This window comes from Clostridium sp. JN-1 (assembly GCF_003718715.1).
Classification (GTDB): Bacteria; Bacillota; Clostridia; order Clostridiales; family Clostridiaceae; genus Clostridium_AV.
In genome coordinates, this window is the sequence record NZ_CP033465.1 from 381,771 (window position 1) to 398,593 (window position 16,823).

15 protein-coding genes and 1 pseudogene are annotated in these 16,823 nt (G+C 30.0%); 14 read left to right on the forward strand and 2 right to left on the reverse strand.

The genetic code is table 11. The features are described 5' to 3' along the window. The first annotated feature begins 197 nt into the window (after positions 1–197). The 9 genes and pseudogenes from EBB51_RS01865 to argH all read left to right on the forward strand — a co-directional run bounded on the left by EBB51_RS01865 (position 198) and on the right by argH (position 10,983). Positions 198–1,571, forward strand: coding sequence for a 2-isopropylmalate synthase (locus tag EBB51_RS01865; RefSeq protein WP_207667296.1), 1,374 nt, complete (start codon positions 198–200; stop codon positions 1,569–1,571). Positions 1,572–1,602: 31 nt separating this feature from the next. Beyond that, entirely contained in the window at positions 1,603–3,528 is a 1,926-nt protein-coding gene (locus EBB51_RS01870; protein ID WP_123052882.1) for an aconitate hydratase, read from the forward strand. Positions 3,529–3,635: 107 nt separating this feature from the next. Next, positions 3,636–4,640, forward strand: coding sequence for an isocitrate dehydrogenase (NAD(+)) (locus tag EBB51_RS01875; RefSeq protein ID WP_123052883.1), 1,005 nt, complete (start codon positions 3,636–3,638; stop codon positions 4,638–4,640). A gap of 143 nt (positions 4,641–4,783) precedes the next feature. Then, a pseudogene (locus EBB51_RS01880) lies at positions 4,784–5,478 on the forward strand (hydrolase). Between the two features lie 429 nt (positions 5,479–5,907). Continuing rightward, positions 5,908–6,732 carry an ABC transporter substrate-binding protein gene (locus tag EBB51_RS01885; RefSeq protein ID WP_123052884.1) on the forward strand — a complete coding sequence of 275 codons (825 nt, stop codon included), beginning with the start codon at positions 5,908–5,910 and terminating at the stop codon, positions 6,730–6,732. 83 nt (positions 6,733–6,815) lie between these two features. Next, complete coding sequence (locus EBB51_RS01890) at positions 6,816–7,466, forward strand: amino acid ABC transporter permease (protein WP_123052885.1); 651 nt, start codon at positions 6,816–6,818, stop codon at positions 7,464–7,466. A gap of 26 nt (positions 7,467–7,492) precedes the next feature. Continuing rightward, positions 7,493–8,272, forward strand: coding sequence for an amino acid ABC transporter ATP-binding protein (locus EBB51_RS01895; protein WP_123052886.1), 780 nt, complete (start codon positions 7,493–7,495; stop codon positions 8,270–8,272). 189 nt (positions 8,273–8,461) lie between these two features. Continuing rightward, the gene (locus EBB51_RS01900; protein WP_123052887.1) at positions 8,462–9,664 is read left to right on the forward strand and encodes an argininosuccinate synthase; all 1,203 of its coding nucleotides are present in this window, start codon (positions 8,462–8,464) and stop codon (positions 9,662–9,664) included. 2 nt (positions 9,665–9,666) lie between these two features. Further along, positions 9,667–10,983, forward strand: a complete 1,317-nt coding sequence (gene argH, locus EBB51_RS01905; RefSeq protein ID WP_123052888.1) for an argininosuccinate lyase — start codon at positions 9,667–9,669, stop codon at positions 10,981–10,983. 60 nt (positions 10,984–11,043) lie between these two features. Here the strand turns inward: argH and EBB51_RS01910 are convergent, their stop codons facing one another. Beyond that, on the reverse strand, positions 11,044–11,253 hold the full coding sequence (locus tag EBB51_RS01910; RefSeq protein WP_123052889.1) for a DUF378 domain-containing protein: 210 nt from the start codon (positions 11,251–11,253) through the stop codon (positions 11,044–11,046). 209 nt (positions 11,254–11,462) lie between these two features. Continuing rightward, positions 11,463–11,948, reverse strand: a complete 486-nt coding sequence (locus EBB51_RS01915) for an Lrp/AsnC ligand binding domain-containing protein (protein WP_123052890.1) — start codon at positions 11,946–11,948, stop codon at positions 11,463–11,465. Positions 11,949–12,187: 239 nt separating this feature from the next. On the opposite strand from EBB51_RS01915, the gene EBB51_RS01920 reads away from it, so the two are divergent. The 5 genes from EBB51_RS01920 to EBB51_RS01940 all read left to right on the forward strand — a co-directional run bounded on the left by EBB51_RS01920 (position 12,188) and on the right by EBB51_RS01940 (position 16,408). Next, positions 12,188–12,559 carry a hypothetical protein gene (locus EBB51_RS01920; protein WP_123052891.1) on the forward strand — a complete coding sequence of 124 codons (372 nt, stop codon included), beginning with the start codon at positions 12,188–12,190 and terminating at the stop codon, positions 12,557–12,559. Between the two features lie 395 nt (positions 12,560–12,954). Further along, a complete protein-coding gene (locus tag EBB51_RS01925) occupies positions 12,955–13,833 on the forward strand; it encodes an ADP-ribosylglycohydrolase family protein (protein WP_123052892.1) in 879 nt (292 codons plus the stop codon). Between the two features lie 161 nt (positions 13,834–13,994). Continuing rightward, positions 13,995–14,846, forward strand: a complete 852-nt coding sequence (locus EBB51_RS01930; RefSeq protein ID WP_123052893.1) for a S1-like domain-containing RNA-binding protein — start codon at positions 13,995–13,997, stop codon at positions 14,844–14,846. Positions 14,847–14,973: 127 nt separating this feature from the next. Continuing rightward, positions 14,974–15,792, forward strand: coding sequence for an MBL fold metallo-hydrolase (locus tag EBB51_RS01935; protein ID WP_123052894.1), 819 nt, complete (start codon positions 14,974–14,976; stop codon positions 15,790–15,792). A gap of 193 nt (positions 15,793–15,985) precedes the next feature. After that, a complete protein-coding gene (locus EBB51_RS01940) occupies positions 15,986–16,408 on the forward strand; it encodes a YaaR family protein (RefSeq protein ID WP_123052895.1) in 423 nt (140 codons plus the stop codon). Positions 16,409–16,823 lie beyond the last annotated feature (415 nt).

Consider the following 16,823-nt stretch of genomic DNA (forward strand, 5'->3'; position numbering starts at 1 on the left):
GTTACAATATAAGAATAATTATACTGCAATTAATAGAGTATAAGCTGGTTTACGAATAAGTATTCAATAAAAATGTATAAAAACAAATTTGTAAGATATTTCTGAAACACTTACAAATGCATTTCCATAACATAATTATTGCAAAAAAGGCTTGAAAACAAACAAGCCAATAATTTATAAATATAACGTTGGAGGGTATTATGGATATTATGAAAAAATCTTCGTATGAACATGTTTTGCAAGATGTGGAAGTTCCTAATCTTTATAAAGATATATTTCCTTATTCTGAAATCCCGAAGGTAACTTTTAATCAAATTCAGGTACCTATGGATTTGCCAAGGGATATATGGATTACGGATACTACTTTTAGAGATGGGCAGCAATCGATGCCTCCTTATTCAGCCGATCAGATAATTAGAATTTTTGATTATCTTCACCAATTAGATAATAATTCAGGAATTATAAAGCAAACAGAATTTTTCCTGTATACTGAAAAAGATAGAAAAGCTGCAAATGTATGTATGGAAAGAGGTTATAAATTCCCTGAAGTTACTTCGTGGATAAGAGCTAATAAAGAAGATTTTAAACTAGTTAAAGAAATGGGAATAAAAGAAACAGGAATGCTCATGTCATGTTCAGATTATCATATATTTAAAAAGTTAGGTAAAACGAGACAACAAGCAATGGACATGTATATTGAAATAGTTGAAGAAGCTTTAAGTAATGGCATACGTCCAAGATGCCACTTGGAGGATATTACGAGAGCTGATTTTTATGGATTTGTAGTGCCGTTTGTGAATAAGCTCATGAAGCTTTCTAAAGAATCTGGTATACCTATAAAAATAAGAGCTTGCGATACTCTTGGATTAGGTGTTCCATATGCAGGTGTATCACTTCCAAGAAGTGTACAAGAATTGATACATGGTCTTAGAGTTAATTGCGGAGTACCTTCAGAGATGATAGAATGGCATGGACATAATGATTTTAATGCAGTTGTTAGCAATTCAACCACTGCATGGCTATATGGTGCATCTGCAATAAATACATCTCTTTTGGGAATAGGAGAGAGAACAGGTAATTGCCCGCTGGAATCTATGATATTTGAATATGCCCAATTAAGAGGTACAACTAAAAACATGAATTTACATGTTATAACTGAAATAGCCCAATACTTTAAAAAGGAAATGAAGTATGATATACCGCCTAGAACTCCTTTTGTTGGTAAGCAATTTAATGTTACAAGAGCAGGTATACATGCAGATGGAATCCTAAAAGACGAAGAGATATACAATATTTTTGATACAGATAAAATACTTGATAGACCTGTAATTGTTGCTGTAAATCAATATTCTGGACTTGCAGGAATAGCTGCATGGATAAATACCTATTATAGATTACAAGGCGAAGAAAAGGTAGGTAAAAGGGATTCTAGAGTTAAAGAAATAAAAGAATGGGTTGACGAACAGTATGTTAATGGCAGAACTACAATAATAGGAAACAATGAATTAGAATTATTAGTAGAAAAGCTTATGCCAGAAGTTATAGAAAAAAAAGATACTAGGGCAAGTTAAATTACATTTTATAAATGGAGGTAATATTATAATGGAACTAAATATTGCGCAGAAGATAATAAAAAGACATCTTGTGAAAGGAGAAATGGTTCCAGGACAGGAAATTGCAATAAGGATAGATAGAACCTTAACTCAGGATTCAACTGGTACTATGGCGTATCTTCAATTTGAAGCTCTTGGAATAGATAGAGTTAAAACTAAGAAATCAGTTGCATATATAGATCACAATATACTTCAATCTGGACCTGAAAATGCAGATGATCATCTTTATATTCAAACTGCAGCTAAAAAACATGGTATATACTTTTCAAGACCTGGAAATGGTATATGCCATCAAGTTAATCTTGAGAGATTTGGAATACCAGGTGACACTTTACTTGGATCAGACAGCCACACACCTACTGGAGGCGGAATAGGAATGCTTGCAATTGGTGCTGGAGGACTTGACGTTGCTGTAGCTATGGGCGGCGGAGAATATTATATAAATATGCCTAAGGTTGTGAAGGTAAATTTAAAAGGTAAGTTAAGTCCGTGGGCTGCAGCAAAAGATATAATCCTTGAAATTTTAAGAAGACTTACTGTAAAAGGTGGAGTTGGAAAGATATTTGAATACTCTGGAGAAGGAGTAAAAACTTTAACTGTACCTCAAAGAGCAACTATAACAAATATGGGAGCAGAGCTTGGAGCAACTACATCAATATTTCCCAGCGATGAAGTTACTCATGAATTTTTAAAAGCTCAAGGTAGAGAAGAAGATTTTATTGAAATAAAAGCTGATAATGATGCAAGTTATGATGAAGAAATAGAAATAGATTTATCAACTTTGGAACCATTAGCTGCTTGCCCACATAGTCCTGATAATGTAGTTCCTGTATCTGAACTTAAAGATATAAAAGTAAATCAAGTTTGTATAGGAAGTTGTACTAATTCTTCTTATGTAGATATGATGAAAGTATCAAAAATACTTGAGGGAAAAACAATAGATGAAAATGTATCATTAGTTATTTCACCAGGATCCAAGCAAGTTTTAAATATGATGGCTAAAAATGGTGCACTTTCAAGTATGGTAGCTGCTGGAGCAAGGGTACTAGAATGTGCCTGCGGACCATGTATAGGTATGGGTCAGTCTCCATCAACTAATGCAGTATCTCTTAGAACTTTTAATAGAAATTTTGAAGGAAGATCAGGTACTGTTTCAGCACAAGTTTATATAGTAAGTCCTGAAGTTGCAGCTGCATCTGCATTAACGGGGCATATTACTGATCCTAGGAAACTTGGATGCGATATTGAAATAAAAGTTCCAGAAAAGTTTTTAGTAAATGATAATATGATAGTTCCACCTGCAGAAGATGGAGAAAATGTTAAAGTTGTTAGAGGACCAAATATAAAACCATTTCCAAAGGCAAAACCTCTATCAAATGTGGTAGAAGGTAAGGTTTTAACTAAGGTTTCAGATAATATAACTACTGATCATATAATGCCTTCTAATGCTAAGCTTTTACCATATAGATCAAACATTCCGTATTTATCAGAATATTGTTTAACACCTTGTGATAAGGATTTTCCTAAAAAGGCTAAAGAAAATAATGGTGGATTTATTGTTGGAGGAGTTAATTATGGTCAAGGTTCAAGCAGAGAGCATGCAGCATTAGCACCTCTGTATCTTGGTATAAAGGCTGTATTTGCAAAATCATTTGCTAGAATTCACAAGGCAAACTTAATAAACAATGGGATAATACCCTTGGTATTTGGTGATTTAAATGATTATGACAAAATAGGTGAAATGGATGAACTAATTATAGAAAATGCGCTAGATCAAGTGAATAATAGTGAAGTTATAGTTAAAAATAAAACTAGAAATGAAGAATATAAGATGCTTTTAGAAATTACAGAAAGACAAAGAAATATGATAAAACTAGGCGGACTTTTAAACCTAGTAAAGAATAAGAAAAACTAAAGTATTTGTTAATGCTTATAATTTTAGAACATTCGATTGATTTAAACTTAAATTGTCTTTAAGCTTATCGAATGTTCTTGATTTTTAAAATTGTGGAGGTGTAAAATTTGTTACATAATATTACCCTTATTCCGGGAGATGGAATTGGACCAGAAGTTACTTTGGCAGCAAAAAAGGTATTAGATGCTAGTGGAGTGAATATAAAGTGGGACATAGTAAAAGCAGGTTCCGAAGTTATAGAAGAATATGGTACTCCTCTTCCAGAATATGTACTAGATAGCATAAAGAAAAATAAGATAGCATTAAAAGGACCCGTAACTACTCCTGTAGGAAAGGGATTTAGAAGTGTAAATGTTACTCTTAGGAAGACGTTAAATTTATATGCAAATGTAAGACCTATAAAGACATATGAAGGTGTAAAATCTAGATATAAAGATGTAGATCTTGTTATATTTAGAGAAAATACTGAGGACTTATATGCAGGAATAGAACACATGGTAAGTGAAGATATTGCAGAAAGTGTTAAGATAATATCTAAAAAGGCTAGTGATAGAATTATAAAGTTTGCATTTGAATATGCAAGAGATAATAAAAGAAAAAAGGTAACAGCAGTTCATAAGGCAAATATTATGAAGCTGTCAGATGGTCTTTTCTTAAGATGTGCGAGGAACATAGCCGAAGAATATAAAGATATAAAATTTGAAGATGTCATAGTAGATGCTATGAGCATGAAACTTGTATTAAATCCAGAAAACTATGATGTACTTGTAATGCCTAATCTTTATGGTGATATCCTTTCAGATATGGCATCTGGGCTAGTTGGCGGACTTGGATTAGTTCCTGGAGCCAATATAGGAGAAGATTGTGCTGTTTTTGAACCAGCACATGGATCTGCACCTGATATAGCAGGTAAAGGAAAGGCAAATCCTACTGCTGCTATTTTATCAGCAGTTATGATGTTAAGACATATAAAAGAATTTGATGCAGCAGATAAAATAGAAAAGGCTGCTGAAAAAGTACTTGCAGATGGCAAATGTGTAACAGCTGATTTGGGTGGATGTGGTACTACTCAAACATTTACAGAAGCTGTACTGAAAGAAATGAATAATTAAAGACTGCATAAAAAATTTTTAGTTGGTTTATTCCTTATATTAATTAAGCTGCAAATTACATTGTGATATTTTTATATAATATATTAAAAAATTGCTGGCTAGTTGAAAAAATTTATAATAAAATATATATTAATGAAAATAATATGGAGGTATGTCTTATGGAGAGAAGTACTAAATATATACCAACTATAAAGGGAACACTCAGAAGTCATATGATAAATGTGCCGGAGGTAATAAGGAGTGCAAGTGGTATAAAAGTATTTGGAAAGAGAATAAAGTCGTTTGTATTTACTACAGATGTAGCTGTTATAAAAAATAATAATGCAGATGCAATACTAGCAGTTTATCCTTTTACACCCCAACCACTTATAACTCATGTACTTGTGACGGCATCTGATGTTCCAGTTTTTTGCGGCATTGGAGGAGGACTTACTACGGGCAAAAGAGTTGTGAATTTAGCTTTAGATGCCGAGTTCCAGGGTGCAATGGGAGTTGTTGTAAATAGTCCTACTTCAAATGATGTTATAAGAGCAGTAAGAGATACAATAGATATTCCAATAGTTGTGTTACTGTTGTGTCTGAAAAAGAAGATTTGGATAAGAGAATAGAATCCGGTGCTACAATCTTTAATATATCTGCAGGAAAGGAAACTGCAAATGTTGTTAGAAAGGTTAGAAGTAGGTTTTCTGAATTCCCTATAATTGCAACAGGTGGGAAAGATGATAAGAGTATAAAGGAAACTATTGAAGCAGGAGCTAATGCAATTGTATATACTCCAGATACTACAGGCCAAATCTTTAAGGGAATAATGGATAAGTATAGAGAAAGTTATATATAGTTATTATGCAGCTGAATAAATTTATTAATTTTATATATTATAAATAAGTAGAAAATTTTAATTTAATATTAAAAGATTTCTACTTATTTTTTTAATGACTTTTACTTATAAATATAATATAATAAATAAGTTAAATGTTTTACAGCGGTACAGTGATATTTATGCATGATTAAAATAAAGTATATAGTGCAAGGCATTAGTTTTATCACTGTTTGAATTATAATTTTATAATCAAACTTATATAAATACAATAATATGTATAATAGAGTTAATAATATAAGACTAGGAATCTTGTTAAACATGTTTATATATTCAAATTTGTGTATTAAAATGTGAAAAAACTATTGCATATTTATAAAAACGGCTGTATAATTATTATATGATTTAAGGAGTTAAAAATTAAAGTTCTTTTGAAAAGGGGAGTAAATTATGAAAAATTTAAAGAAACTATTAACTTTGATGTTTGTAGTTATTTTTTCTACTGTATTATTTGCAGGCTGTGGAAGTTCAAGTAATGCTGGACAAAGCCAATCTAAAGGGGAAAATTCATTAGAAAAGATAAAAAAAGAAGGAGTAATTAAAATAGGATTAGAAGATTCATTTCCACCTATGGAATTTAGAGATAGTAAAAATGAGTTGAAAGGTTTTGATATAGATCTTGCAAATGAAATTGGCAAAAAGTTAGGAGTAAAAACTGAATTTGTACCTACTGATTTTAATGGAATAATTTTAGCACTTAAAACTGGGAAGTTTGATGCTGTAATTTCAGGATTGAGTATTACAGATGAAAGGAAAAAAGAAATAGCATTTTCCGATCCGTATTTAATGGATTCTCAAATTATAATCGTTAAAAATGGAAACACTGCTATAAAGAAGTCAGAAGATTTAAAAGGCAAAACTGTTGGAGTAGGGCTTGGAACGACAAGTGAAAATGTCGCAGCTAAATTACAAGGATTAAAAGAAGTAAAAAAATATGATAAGACAACAGAAGAACTTCAAGATTTATTAATAGGTAGAATAGATGCAGTTATAGTAGACGAACCTGTTGGAAGATATTATTTATCAGATAAAGATAAGCAGGGTAAATATACAGTATTAGATGACAAGCTTACAAAAGAACCAATGGGAATAGGATTTAAAAAAGAGGACAAAGAATTGCAAAGTGCTGTTCAAAAAGCTGTAGATGATTTAAAAAAAGAGGGAGAACTTTCAAAGCTTTCAGTAAAATGGTTCGGAACAGATATATACAAATAGATAATTCAGCATATTTGTAAGCAGACAATAGGTAAAACTAGCTTATTGTCCTAAATTTAAAAATTTGAAGTGGAGTGAATACATTGGACATAGGAATTATCGTTAAAACATTGCCGGTACTCTTAAAGGGAAGTGTTATGACTATAGAGTTAACAGTTATTACTATAGTTATTGGAACAATACTTGGAATACTCTTAGCACTTTTAAAACTTTCAAAAAATGTTGTGCTAAGGATTATATCAGGTTTTTATACATGGATATTTAGAGGAACCCCACTACTTTTGCAATTATTTTTCTTTTACTATGGTTTACCGTTTATAGGAATAAAACTTACACCGTTTGAAGCGGCTGTAATAGGACTTTCACTTAATTGCAGTGCTTATATGGCTGAAATAATAAGAGGTGGAATACAGTCTATAGATAAAGGACAATTTGAAGCAGCAAAGGCTTTAGGGTTTAACTATTTAGAAACTATGAGAAAGATAATATTGCCTCAAACCTTTAAATTAATAATACCTCCTGTAGGAAATGAGTTTATAGCAATGCTAAAAGATACATCTTTGGTATCTACAATAGCAATGGTTGAACTTATGAGGTCAGCTCAACAAATGTATGCAACTACATTTAAACCTATAGAAGTCTTTTTGACAGCAGGAGTATTATATCTTTTAATGACTACAGTATTTACAGGAATATTTTCTGTATTTGAAAAGAAACTTTCTGTGTATGATTAAGTAAAAAAAGTATAGGAGGAAATTTTATGGAGAATGTGATTACAAATAATTGTGTGGACTTTAGTCCCAAACAGTTTATGATAGAAGCTGCAAATTTAACTAAGAAATTTAATGATTTAACTGTTTTTGAAAATTTAAATGTTAGTATAAAAAAAGGAGAAGTGCTGGTTGTTATAGGACCATCCGGATCTGGAAAAAGTACATTTTTAAGATGCTTAAATCATTTAGAAGAAATAAATGAAGGAAAAGTAGTTATTGAAGGAGAAGAATTAAATCCTAAGGATAAAAAGTCACTCAGAAAAATTACTACTAAGATGGGTATGGTTTTTCAAAACTTCAACTTGTTTCCACATATGACTGCTTTAGAAAATGTAATGATTGGACCTTCAATTGTAAAAAAGGAGAAAAAAGAAGAAGTTTTAGAAAAGGCTAGAAAGCTTTTAGCAAAGGTTGGACTATCAGACAAGGAGGATTACTATCCAGCTAAACTTTCAGGTGGCCAAAAGCAGAGGGTTGCAATTGCAAGAGCTCTTGCAATGAATCCAGATATAATGTTATTTGATGAACCTACTTCAGCACTTGATCCTGAACTTGTAGGTGAAGTATTAAATGTTATAAAGGATCTTGCTAAAGATGGAATGACAATGGTCGTTGTAACTCATGAAATGGGGTTTGCAAAGGAAGTAGCAGATAGAGTTATATTTATGGATGGAGGAAAAATTGTAGAACAAGGCAGACCTGAGCAAATATTTTCTCATCCAAAAGAAGAGAGAACAAAATCATTTTTGAAAAAAGTTCTTAAATAAAGTAATAATTGATTTTTTATTTGTAATAAGACTATAGTAAATTTAACTAAATGTCTTATTACAAATAAAATATTAGATTAAAGTAGAACAAAAATGTTTAGAATATTATGAATGTAAATTAAATTATGATAAGTTATATTAAAAATTTGACTGGTTAATATAAGTCAATAATAGTGGGAGGATAATATTATGAAAGATAAAGTTGTATTAGCATATTCAGGAGGATTAGATACTTCTATAATAATTCCATGGCTTAAGGAAAACTATGATTTAGATGTTATAGCAGTTTGTATAAATGTCGGCCAGGAAGATGATATGGAGGAAGTTAGAAAAAAAGCACTGAGAACAGGTGCAGTTAAAGTTTACATAGAAGATGTAAGAGAAGAATTTGTAACAGATTGTTTATTTAAAGCTGTAAAAGCTGATGCACTTTATGAAGGAAAATATATGTTAGGTACATCACTTGCAAGACCTTTAATGGCAAAAAAACTTACAGAAATAGCTCATGCGGAAGGTGCAAAATATATAGCTCATGGCTGTACAGGAAAAGGAAATGACCAAGTACGTTTTGAAATTGGGATAGCTTCTTTTGATCCTTCCATAAAGATAATTGCACCTTGGAGAATATGGGATATAAAATCAAGAGAAGATGCAATAGATTATGCAAATGCTAAGGGAGTAGATGTTCCAGTAACAAAGAAGAAGATATACTCGGTAGATAAGAATTTATGGCATACAAGTCATGAAGGTGGAGATTTGGAAGATCCTAAGAATGAACCTAAACAAGATTTATATATGATGATTACACCACCTGAAAAGGCAAAAGATGAAGCAACTTATATTGATTTATATTTTGAACAAGGCGTGCCTAAAAAGTTAAATGGAAAAGAAATTAAACCAGTTGAATTAATCGAAACTTTAAACAAATTAGGTGGAGAAAATGGAATAGGAATTGTTGATATGGTAGAAAATAGACTTGTAGGAATGAAGTCAAGAGGAGTTTATGAAACTCCAGGTGGAACAATTCTTTATGCAGCACATAGGGAACTTGAAGGATTAACTTTAGATAAAAATGCATTCCATTTTAAACAAATAGTATCTCAAAAATATGGGGAATTAGTGTATGATGGACTTTGGTTTACTACATTAAAAGAAGCATTGGATGCATTTGTAGAAACTACACAGAAAAATGTTACAGGTACAGTTAAACTTAAATTATATAAGGGCAATGTAATTACAGCAGGTGTAGATGCACCGCATGCTCTTTTCGATCAAGAAATTTCATCATTTGGAGCTAGTGATCTTTACAGTCAAAAGGATGCTGGAGGATTTATAAATATATTCTCTCTCCCATCTAAAATTAAAGCTGTGGTAGATAAGAAGGAAGATTAATTATGAAACTTTGGGGTGGAAGATTTAAAAAGGCAGAAAATAAGCTTATGGAAGACTTTAATAGTTCCTTAAGTTTTGATAAAATTTTATACCGTGAAGATATAGAAGGCAGTATTGCACATGTAAAAATGCTTGCAAAATCAAATATATTAACTGAAGAAGAGTGTGAAAGCATACAAAATGGCCTGAAGTCAATACTATCTGATGTAGAAAGCGGCAAAATTTCCATAGATGGTGATTATGAAGATATTCACAGCTTTGTTGAGACAAATTTGATAGAGAGAATAGGTAATGTAGGTAAAAAACTTCATACTGCTAGAAGCAGAAATGATCAAGTTGCTTTGGACTTGAGATTATATGCAAAAAAGAAGGCATATGAAGTTATAGATAATATAGAAATTTTACAAAATACAATAATTAAACTTGCAGAAAAGAATAATTTTATAATGCCGGGATATACGCATCTTCAGAGAGCACAAGTAGTTACTTTTAAGCATCATATAATGGCATATCATAATATGCTTCTTAGGGATAAGAAAAGGATTATGAATGCAATTGAGATACTTGATGAAAATCCACTAGGATGCTGTGCATTAGCAGGGACTACATATGATATAGACAGAAACTTTACAACTAAGGAATTGGGATTTAAGAAGCCAGTTGACAATTTTTTAGATGGAGTAAGTGATAGGGATTATATTATTGAATTATTATCTTGTTTTTCAATAATTATGATGCACTTAAGCAGACTAAGTGAAGAACTTATTTTATGGAGCACGAAAGAATTTGATTTTATTCAGATAGATGATGAGTTTTCAACAGGAAGTAGTATTATGCCTCAAAAGAAAAATCCAGATGCTGCAGAACTCATAAGAGGCAAAACAGGGAGAGTATATGGTTCGCTAATTGCACTACTTACCGTTATGAAAGGCATTCCCCTTGCCTATAATAAAGATATGCAGGAAGATAAAGAGCAGTTTTTTAACTCCTTAGACACTGTATTGAGCTGTTTGAAAATTATGAACGGTATGCTCTCTACATTAAAAGTAAAAGAAAAAAATACATTCAAGGCAGTTAAACATGGTTTTTTAAATGCAACAGAAGCTGCTGATTATCTTGTAAACAAAGGTATGCCATTTAGAGATGCACATAAGGTTATAGGAGAAATTGTACTTTATTGTGAGCAAAATACCAAATCTATAGAAGATTTATCTCTAGAAGAACTTAAAAAATTTAGTACGTTGTTTAAAGAAGATGTATATAGTTTTATAGATTATGAAAACACTTTAAGTAGGGGCATAAAAAAGGAATTGAAATAGATAATATAATTGATAAAAATGGTCTTTTCTATATAAAAATAGAAGAGACCATTTTGACATTTATTTAACTTCTCTAGTTTCTCTGTCTCTACCTAAAAATGAAAATGCATATAAACCTGCTATTCCGACAAGAGCATATACTATTCTAGTTAATGCAGACATTGTACCAAATAAGGATGCAACTAAATCAAATCTAAAGAATCCAATTAAGCCCCAGTTGACAGCACCTATGATTACTAAAATTAGTGCAGTAGTATCTAATGATTTCATAATTACATCTCCTTTAATAATTTATACAAAGTTATTATTTACACATTTCAAAAAAATATAATCAAAAAATAAAAAATCAGGGAAAAGTTTTCCCTGTAATGAAATAGTTACAACATATAAACATTTGTAGAATAGAGGATGTGTATTTGTATGCTTTGTAATATATATATTAAATTACCTATAATTTATTACAACTAAAAAACTTGGCATTAATTTCTTGGACTTTCTATATCTAATTCTATATTTCTATCAATAGGTTGAAATAAGGAGACAAAAGTATCTGTCCTTTGAACTCCATCAACAGATTGAATTCTATTCATTAGTAAGCTTTGTAAGTCATTTATATTTTTACAAATAACTTTTAAAAATAAAGCAAATTCTCCAGTTGTATAATGTAATTCTACAATCTCTTTTATCAAAGCTAGTTGATCTACAACGGTTTTAAAATCTTTAGCTGTATCTAAATATATTCCTATAAAACAACAAACATCGTATCCAAGTTTTGAAGGATCTATTATTAATTTAGTTCCTTTAATTATATTCATGTCTTCCATCTTTTTCATCCTAACATGAATTGTACCGCCGCTAACATGACAGTGTCTTGATATTTCAAGAAATGGAGTTCTTGAATCATTTATTAGGATATCTAGTATTTGAAGATCCAAATCGTCTAATCCGTTTACTTTTAAGCTCATATTATTCACTCCCTATCTTAAACAATGAATCAATTAAAAATAATTCTCTAATCTCCATTATAAAAAACGCTCACAAGTTCAATTATAATCTATTTTTATAATTATAGCATATTTATAGGCATAATATAATTATATTTTCAAAATAAACATATATATTTTTATTAAAGTAAAAAAAGTATTGATATATAAACAAAATTATATAATAATATAAGTAATGACATAAAAAAGGAGGACTTTACATGCCTTTATGGTTAAAAGTAACTTTACAAATAGTATTTTTTGTATTTATTTTTATGGTTGTTTACAATCAACTAAAAATTCATGTATTATCAAAATTTTATCCAAATAAGTGGATTATTTTAGCTATATCCATAGCTTCATTCCTTTTGCCGCCGATGATAGCTGCTTATTTTAGGTATAATTTAGCAAATACTGTATGGCAGTACTTGCAATCAATAGTATTTATAGTATTCTTTTTATGGTTTGTAGATTTAAACACTGGTGCAATATATAATACTTCTGGTAAAAAATCTAGAGGTAAAAAAGATGTGGTTATAAAACCAAAACCTAAGCCAAACAGGGTAAAAAACAATAAGAAAAATAAAAAATAGTACATATATGCTCTAATATTAATTTTTAATGAGGGAATTATTGACTAACTATGTTATAAATGATACTATTATAGCATAAGTTGAGTCGAAAATTATCAATAAAAAACTTGAATTTATAGGTTTACTATTGATATCTTAAAGACTTTTTATTAAACAATATCCCTTAGAAGCCGCATGCTCCCCCATGCAGGCTTTTTTTTACTATCATGAATATTAGAAATATATCCATAAGTTTTACAACATTAATCATTCAATAGCATATATGTTTGTTCATAAAAGAAAAATTACAGCATAGGTTTAGTAATAATAAGCAGTCTGATTTTTAATGTATCTTAAAAAATAGTGATTGAGAATATATATAAATCTTAATTTTAAATTTTTAGGGGTGACTTATTATGAAAAGGATGGATAGGATACTCGGTGGTTTGTATGGTCTAGCTTGTGGAGATGCATTAGGTGGTACACTTGAATTTTTATCAAAGAAAGAGGGAAGAGAAGAATACGGATATATAAAGGATATAGTCGGCGGCGGAGTTTGGAACTTAAGACCTGGAGAAGTTACAGATGATACTATGATGACCATAGCAGTAGCTGAAGGAATTTTAGAAAATCCGCAAAATCCTATAGAGTATATTGGTAAAAATTTTTTAAAGTGGTATGATGGAAATCCAAAGGATGTTGGAAACACAGTAAAGTTGTCATTGGAAGCTTATAAAAAGTATGGAAACTGGAAGGATGCAGTACTTTATGCACATAAAAAGTTAGATGGAAATAGTGCTGGAAATGGCAGTATAATGAGATGTTTACCTTTGGCACTATACTATAGAAGTTTAAAAAAGATATTGAAGCTGAGCAAGCAGCAATCTATGCTCACACACTATGATAAAAAAACGTGGCAAGCCTGCCAATTATATAATACTATTGCTTATAGATATATTAATAATGAGGATAAAATAAAAGCAATTGAAGAAGAAACAGCTAACTACGAAGATTATGAGGAGATATTTTATACTAATAAAATAGAGTTAAATTCATCTGGATATGTTGTTGACACACTTCAATGTGCCCTATGGTGTATTATAAATACAAGTAATGCTGAGAATGCGATATGTGAAGCTGTAAATTTATATGGAGATCCAGATACTATTGGTGCCGTAACAGGAGGCTTAGCAGGGGTATACTATGGAATAGATTCCATACCTAAAAGATGGTCAGAAAAGATATTATTAAAGAATAAGCTAAATTACATTGCACAAAAATTTAATGAAGTATAAGTATGTAATATTTGTAGTAAGTTTTTATATATTGGTATATAATAAGTAATGTAAATAAGTTATTATTTGCTATTAACTAAGATTTAAGTGAATTTTATACCTATAATCCCACCTGAAAAGGTGGGATTATTATTAATGATATAAACGAGGAGAGGATAATAGTGATACACATTGGAAAATTTAATAGTTTAAAAATCGTAAGAAAAGCAAGCTTTGGATATTATCTTGATGCAGGTACTGGCAATACTAGCGATGATATTTTGCTGCCAAATGGAAATGTAGTTGATGCTGATATTGATGTTGGAGATACAGTTGAAATCTTTTTATATAGAGATTCTAAAGATAGACTTGTAGCAACTATGAAAGAACCATTAGCTGAAGTGGGTGACATAGCATATTTAAAAGTCGTGTCTAAGACGAATATTGGAGCTTTTGTAGATTTTGGACTTGAAAGAGATATTTTTGTACCAATGAAAGAACAAAAATATGAAATTGAAAAGGACAATTATTATTTATTTTACATATACTTGGATAAAACAAATAGAATAGCAGCTACAACTGATATTGATAAATATCTAGAAAATGTCGAAGACGATAGCTATGATATAGGAAGTGAAGTTGTTGGTATAGTTTATGGTTTTCAAACGAATCATACTATAATGGTTGCAATTGATAAGAAATATAGAGGCATAATATTAAAAAATGAAATATTTGTAGATGTTAAAGAAGGATATGAATTAAAGCTTAGAGTCAAAAAAGTATATGAAGATGGAAAGTTAGGATTAACTCCTAGAAAAAAGGCAGTAGATGAGAGAAAGTCACTTGAAGACGATATATTGAATTATTTAAAGAAGCATGAAGGTTTTATGCCTTATAATGATAAAAGTTCTCCTGAAGATATAAGAAAAGTATTTAAGGAAAGTAAGAATTATTTTAAAAATGCACTTGGCGGCCTCATGAAACAAGACATAGTAATACAAGATGAAAAAGGAACTTTCTTAAAAAATAAATAATTAAAAGCTTAGTTATAATTTAAAGTCTAATTGAATATAAAAAATCTATATTACAAAAAATAAGTCCAGATCTTACTGAATAATTAATTATAAAGTTATTAAAAAAGTAATATCTGGAGGTAATATAGTGAAAAAAAGGATACTTATATTATTTATTATATTTATATTTATAGGAAGTACCGTTTATGCAAAACAAGGAGAGTATGAAGTCCATTTTTTAGATACCGGACAGAGTGACTGCATATTAATTAAGGCAGAAGATAAGAACTATCTCATAGATACTGGAGCAGCATACTATACTGACAAAATATTAGCGTATCTAAAAAGCTTAAAAGTAACTAAGATAGATGGACTTATACTCACTCATTATCATGATGATCATTATGGTGGATTACTAAAAATAGCCGATGAAATAAATGTTGATACTGTTTTTTTACCTAGTCATTATAGTGAATTTAAAGATTACTTTCGTAAAGAACTAACAAATAAAAACGTAAATATCAAATATATAAGTGATAACTATGATATAAAATATAAGAAGATGGAATTAAAATCCTTAGCTCCTAGTGAAGTTAGCAAAAAAAATGAAAATAATAATTCAATTATGCTCCAGGGGAAAATAGATGATGTACATTACTTGTTTGCAGGAGATTGTGAAAAGAAAGAGGAAAAGTACATGATAGAGATGAATAAATTAGAAAAATGTGATGTACTAAAAGTACCGCATCATGCTTTAAATACAAGTACTACTGATGAGTTACTTGATAAAATTTGTACTAAAATAGCAATTGTAACTTCCAATGGAGTAGAAACTCCTGATATGAAGGTAATAAATAGAATGTCTCAAAAGGGAATTATAGTTATTAGAACGGATATATACGGGGGCATAATAATAAAGAAACAAATTTTAACTACAGCTAGAGGTGGAGTTAGCATAAAGCTTTAACTTATTCTGCAAAAATGGAATTATGGCATATCCATTACCTTACATTTCGCATTGACAAAGTAAAAGATAGTTCAACACAGTAACTTATGTTTTGATCTTAATATTAAGTTTTTGAAATAATAACTACATTTATATATATTATTGATATATAATAACTATATTGAATAAATTAATTGTAAGTGGAGGTAATTTTATGGAGATATCCAGGGTTGGAAATACCTCAATGGTACCTTCTGAAAAAAAAAGGGTCTCAATAAAAAAGGATTTTTCTCAAAGTTTTAATTCGCAGATGGAAAAAAGATCAGAAGAACAATTAAAAGAGATGTTTGACGATATAAAGAAAAAAGGTAATAGACTTTCTATAACTAAATGCTATAGTGATGTAAAGCAGTATAAAAACATGATAAAGGATTACCTGCAATCTGTTTTAAATCATATGTATAAAGTAAAAAAAGATATAAGTTTTTGGCAAACACAATACTTTATAACAGTTGATACTATAGACAGCAAGTTAGAAGAGATTACAAATATACTCATGAGTGAACAAAAGGACAATCTTAATGTGGCTTCAACTATTGATGAAATTACAGGACTACTAGTAGACATATATAAATAATTTCTACATAAGACAGGGGACGGGAGGCATAGGACAGAGGACATAGGACAATGAAGGTGAGTTTTCTTCCTTATGTCAGAAAACTAATTTATTTTTTAGGCTTGTTTTGCTAATGAAAAACATCGCTCTAGGGCTGGAAAGTCCGCAGGCCGGTATGCATTTAATTTTAAGTTTAGTTTTATTTGCTGTAAAAACTTTAATAAAATCAATAATAAAAAGCGTAGTATTGGAATTTTAAATTTTATCAAGCAGTATCAATAACTACTTGTAATAATTTAATCGTGTTAATTCTATGATAGTACGAAAGAAATACATACAGAATAAGACTTACAGTTACTCTTGTAATTTGAGCATCAAAATGACTAGATTGATATTTACAAAGACATAAAAAAATAAATTTTAAACTTACAGCCTC